Origin of the sequence: Paracoccus sp. (in: a-proteobacteria) (assembly GCF_039808215.1) — a bacterium.
Taxonomy (GTDB): Bacteria; Pseudomonadota; Alphaproteobacteria; order Rhodobacterales; family Rhodobacteraceae; genus Paracoccus.
Window position 1 is genome coordinate 1 of the sequence record NZ_JBDHSP010000131.1, and the last position, 4,444, is coordinate 4,444.

The 4,444-nt window shown below is 67.6% G+C and carries 5 protein-coding genes; all 5 read right to left on the bottom strand.

Going from position 1 to position 4,444, the window contains the following annotated elements; all coding sequences use genetic code 11:
* Positions 1-144 precede the first annotated feature (144 nt).
* Complete coding sequence (locus WMK75_RS18390; RefSeq protein ID WP_347269034.1) at positions 145-888, bottom strand: amino acid ABC transporter ATP-binding protein; 744 nt, start codon at positions 886-888, stop codon at positions 145-147.
* 23 nt (positions 889-911) lie between these two features.
* On the bottom strand, positions 912-1,949 hold the full coding sequence (locus WMK75_RS18395) for a Gfo/Idh/MocA family oxidoreductase (RefSeq protein ID WP_347269035.1): 1,038 nt from the start codon (positions 1,947-1,949) through the stop codon (positions 912-914).
* 70 nt (positions 1,950-2,019) lie between these two features.
* The gene (locus tag WMK75_RS18400) at positions 2,020-2,856 is read right to left on the bottom strand and encodes a transporter substrate-binding domain-containing protein (protein WP_347269036.1); all 837 of its coding nucleotides are present in this window, start codon (positions 2,854-2,856) and stop codon (positions 2,020-2,022) included.
* 48 nt (positions 2,857-2,904) lie between these two features.
* Positions 2,905-3,555: an amino acid ABC transporter permease gene (locus WMK75_RS18405; RefSeq protein ID WP_347269037.1), complete on the bottom strand. Its 651-nt coding sequence runs from the start codon at positions 3,553-3,555 to the stop codon at positions 2,905-2,907.
* A gap of 18 nt (positions 3,556-3,573) precedes the next feature.
* Positions 3,574-4,239 carry an amino acid ABC transporter permease gene (locus WMK75_RS18410; protein WP_347269038.1) on the bottom strand — a complete coding sequence of 222 codons (666 nt, stop codon included), beginning with the start codon at positions 4,237-4,239 and terminating at the stop codon, positions 3,574-3,576.
* Positions 4,240-4,444 lie beyond the last annotated feature (205 nt).

The following is a 4,444-nucleotide window of genomic DNA, read 5'->3' on the forward strand; positions in this document are numbered from 1 at the left end:
GGCGAGGCGGTGCGTGATCAGGACTGGGTGCGGGCGACGTTGGCGCATCGGGCGGGCGAGGAGTAGCGCCTCGGCGGGTGGCAGGCGAAAGGCCCGCATCCCTGCCGGGATGCGGGCCTTTTTGCCTGGTCGCTGCGCCTGCGCTCAGTGATGGGCGAGGATTTCCCCCAGGAAGGCGCGGGTGCGTTCCTGGGCGGGGTTGCGAAAGAAGGCCTCGGGTTCGCCCTCTTCGATGATCTCGCCCTCGGCCATGAAGATCACCCGGTCGGCGACCTGGCGGGCAAAGCCCATCTCATGCGTGACGCAGATCATCGTCATGCCGTCATTGGCCAGCCCGATCATCGTGTCCAGCACCTCCTTGACCATCTCGGGGTCCAGGGCCGAGGTCGGCTCGTCGAACAGCATCGCCTTGGGCTCCATGCACAGCGCCCGCGCGATCGCCACGCGCTGCTGCTGGCCGCCCGACAGCTGCGCGGGATATTTGTCCGCCTGGTTGCCGATGCGCACCCGTTCGAGGAACTTGCGCGCCAGCGCCTCGGCCGCGTCGCGCGACAGCTTGCGCACCCGCATCGGCGCCAGCATGCAGTTCTCGAGCACGGTCTTGTGCGGGAACAGGTTGAACTGCTGGAACACCATGCCCACCTCGCGGCGCACCTTGTCGATCGACTCCTGGCTGTCGGTCAGCTCGGTGCCGTCGACGGTGATGCGCCCGGATTTGATCGCCTCGAGGTTGTTGATGCAGCGGATCAGCGTCGATTTCCCCGAGCCCGATGGCCCGCAAAGCACGATCTTTTCACCGCGCCGCACGCTGAGGTTGATATTCTTCAGCGCATGGAAATTGCCATACCATTTCTCGACCTTTTCCATGCGGATCAGGATGTCGTCCATGTCCAGCCTCTCCTTGCCAGAAATCAAAGGGTGATGCGCCCGCCGCCGGCGGCAGAGCGCTTGACCGCGTCGATGACGCGCAACGTCTCAAGCCCGTCGCGCCCCGAGACCAGCGGCGGCTCCTGGCCGCGGATCACCCGGGCGAACTGGCTGACCTGGCGCGACAGCGGATCTTCGTTCGCGACGCCGGGGCGCGACAGATCGAACGGCGAATACCAGCTGCGCAGCCCCTGGGCGGTGCGCAGCTCGAGCCCCGGCAGCGCCAGCGAGCCATGCGTGCCGCCGATCAGGTAGCAATGCTCCTCCGCGCGCGGATAGGCCGGGTTCTCGCCCGTGGTCATCTCCCAGCTCCAGGGCGCCACGGTGGCGTCGCAGACCGAGGCGGTGGCCAGCAGCCCCGAGGCGAATTCCAGCAGGATCACCGCCGTCTCCTCGACCGCATGGCCGCGGATGGCGTTGGATTCGCGCGCGGTGACCGCCACCACCTCGCCCAGAAGATGGCGCAGGTTGTCCACGTCGTGGATCAGGTTCAGAAACACCGGGCCGGCGCCCTTTTCCCGCCGCCAGCCGATGTCGAAATAATCGTCGGGCTTGAACAGCCAGAACATGGCATGGGCGACCACCGGCGTGCCGATCCGGCCGGTCGCGATGATCTCGCGCGCCTTCTGCATCAGCAGGTTGTGGCGGCGGTGATGCCCGGTCAGCAGCGCCACGCCCGCGGCCTCGGCGGCATCGACCAGGCGGCCGGCATCGGCCAGATCGTCGCAAAGCGGCTTTTCCACCAGCGCCGGGATGCCGGCGGCGATGCAGTCCAGGCCGTTTTGCATATGCACCTGGTTGGGGGTGGCGACGATGACGCCCTCGGGGCGCAGCCCCTGCGCCAGCGCCGCCGCAAGGTCGGGCACCCAGCGGGCGCCGTGTTCCTGCGCCACCGCCTGCCCGGCCGGCGTCGGGTCGATGACGCAAAGCAGCCGGGCATCGGGGCTGGCGGCGACATGCATGGCATGGCGCCTGCCGATCAGACCGGCCCCCATGACCGCAAGCGAGACTGGCGTGTTCATCTTCTGCTGTCCTTTGACGAATGCGGGCCGGCTGCCGGGGCGAAAGCGCGCCCGCCCCGGCAGGCCGGCGTCACGGCGCGACGGTAAAGGGCACGCCGTCCATCGTGGCCGGCAGTTCCGGCGGGTCCATATGCATCCACTTGTTGTAGATGGCGGCGAATTCCGGCGTCTTCATGAATTCGGTCAGGAAGGCGTTGACCTGCTCGTTCCAGTCCTTCTCGCCCGGGCGCGTGCCGACGCCGTTGTAAAGCGCGGTCAGCGGCAGCTGCACCTTGAACTGGCCGGGCTTGGCCTGTTCCAGGCGCTGGATATAGAACTGGTTGCCGCCCAGGGCCTCGACCTGGCCCGAGAGCAGGGCCTGGATATTGGCCGCATCGTCGTCAAAGCGCAGGATATCGGTGCCGGACGGGGCGATCGCGGTCAGCGCCGTGTCCTGGGCCGAGGCGCGCGGCACGCCGATGCGGTGCCCGCCCAGCGATTGCGCCGTCGACAGGTCCATGTCGGCCGGCCCGACCACCGCCAGCTGGTTGGCGGCATAGGGGATCGAGAACTGGATCGACTTGGCGCGCTCGGGCGACATGGCCATGGTGGCGAACAGCACGTCCACCTTGTCGGTCACCAGCGCCGGGATGCGGTTGGCCACCGCCAGCGGCACGAATTCCGCCTTGGCGCCCAGGAAGGCGGCAAAGGCCTTGCCCATGTCGGCGTCATAGCCGTCGGCCGCGCCGGTCGAGTTGATGCAGCCCCAGGGGCAGTTGTCGCCCTGGATGCCGATGCGCACCGTGCCCGCGGCCTTGGCATCCTCGACCGAGCGTGCCTGCGCGTCCTGCGCGAACAGCGCCGCCAGGGCGATGCCGCCGGCCAGCGCCATGTGGCGCAGGGTGGTAAGGTTCAGGGTGATGGTCATCTGGTCCTCCTTGTTGTGGTTGTCTGCCGTCTTGCGGCGGGCCTTCGCTCAGCGGCTGGCCCGGGTCAGGCGCAGTTCCATGCGCCGCCCCCAGAGCGACAGCGGCCAGCACATGAAGAAATAGAGCAGGCCCACCACGCCAAAGACGAAAAGCGGCTGGTAGGTCTGGTTCGAGATGATCTGCCCCGCCCGGGTCAGCTCGATGAAGCCCACGATCGCCGCCAGCGAGGTGCCCTTGAGCAGCTGCACCAGAAAGCCCACCGTGGCCGGCAACGAGATCTTCAGCGCCTGCGGCAGCACCACGTCGAACATGCGCGCACGGTAACGCATGCCCAGGGCATGCGCGGCCTCGGTCTGGCCCCGGGGGATGGCCTGGATGGCGCCGCGCCAGATCTCGCCCAGAAAGGCGCTGGCATGCGCGGTCAGCGCAATCGCCACCGCGGCCCAGGCGCTGACGTTCACCCCGAACAGCGGCAGGCCAAAGAACACCACGAACAGCTGCAGCAGCAGCGGCGTGCCCTGGAACACCCCGATCCAGGCGGTGGCCAGCAGCCGCAGCCAGCGCTGCGGCGCCACCCGGCACAGCGCCACCGCCAGCCCGAAGACGATGCCGCCGGCAAAGCCGATCACCGTCAGGAAGGCGGTCCATTTCAGGCCCTGGAGCAGGAACAGGATTTCGTCGACGCCAAGATGCGGCATGATGCCCCCCTTTTCGGCCTAGCGCGTGGGATAGTTGAAGGCGCGGCCGCTGATGAAGGCCAGCAGGACCATGATCAGCCAGGACAGCACCAGATAGATCAGCGTCACGGTGAAATAGACCTCGAAGCTGCGGAAGGTGTCGCCGTCGATGCGCTGCGCCACCTGGGTCAGTTCAAAGGCCGAGATCGAGGTGCAGATCGAGGTGGTCAGCGTCAGCAGGATGAACTGGCTCGACAGCGAGGGAAAGATCGCGCGCAGCGCCGGCTTCAGCACGATGACGCGAAACACCTCGCCGCGATGCATCCCCAGCGCCAGCCCGGCCTCGGTCTGGCCGGGCGGGATGCTCTCGACGCCGCCGCGGATGATCTCGATGGCATAGGCGCCGCCGTTGATCCCCAGCGCGATGATCGCGGTCACCGTCGGGTTCAGCCGGATCCCGGCCAGCGGCAGGGCAAAGAAGATGAAGAAGATCTGCACGAGGAAGGGCGTGTTGCGGATCGCCTCGACAAAGACGGTGACCGCCGCCGCGCCGATGCGGTGCCCCGAGCGGCGGATCGAGACGCCGCCGATCCCGATCAGCAGCGCCAGCGCCATCCCCGACAGCGCCAGCCACAAGGTCCCGGCCACGCCCTGCAAAAGCTCGGGCCAGCGTTCGAGAACCACGCCGAAATCCAGTTTGCCCATCTCGCCCCCCGCTCATCCTGCCGGGCACCGCCCCGCAGCCCCCGATCCCCGGGCAAAGGCGCTCCACCGCCCCACCCGAAACTCCCCTTGCCCGCCACAATAACCCGGGTAACGCATAACCAGAGATACCATCATGACCATCATGGCAAAGATAATGTTAATCCGTGAGCCGGATCCAGGGGCGGGTTTCAGGCGCCGATCAGCC

What these genes read in the sequence shown, in the direction of transcription:
- WMK75_RS18390 (WP_347269034.1), bottom strand. Translation starts at nt 888, where the DNA reads ATGGACGACATCCTGATCCGCATGGAAAAGGTCGAGAAATGGTATGGC.
- WMK75_RS18395 (WP_347269035.1), bottom strand. Translation starts at nt 1,949, where the DNA reads ATGAACACGCCAGTCTCGCTTGCGGTCATGGGGGCCGGTCTGATCGGC.
- WMK75_RS18400 (WP_347269036.1), bottom strand. Translation starts at nt 2,856, where the DNA reads ATGACCATCACCCTGAACCTTACCACCCTGCGCCACATGGCGCTGGCC.
- WMK75_RS18405 (WP_347269037.1), bottom strand. Translation starts at nt 3,555, where the DNA reads ATGCCGCATCTTGGCGTCGACGAAATCCTGTTCCTGCTCCAGGGCCTG.
- WMK75_RS18410 (WP_347269038.1), bottom strand. Translation starts at nt 4,239, where the DNA reads ATGGGCAAACTGGATTTCGGCGTGGTTCTCGAACGCTGGCCCGAGCTT.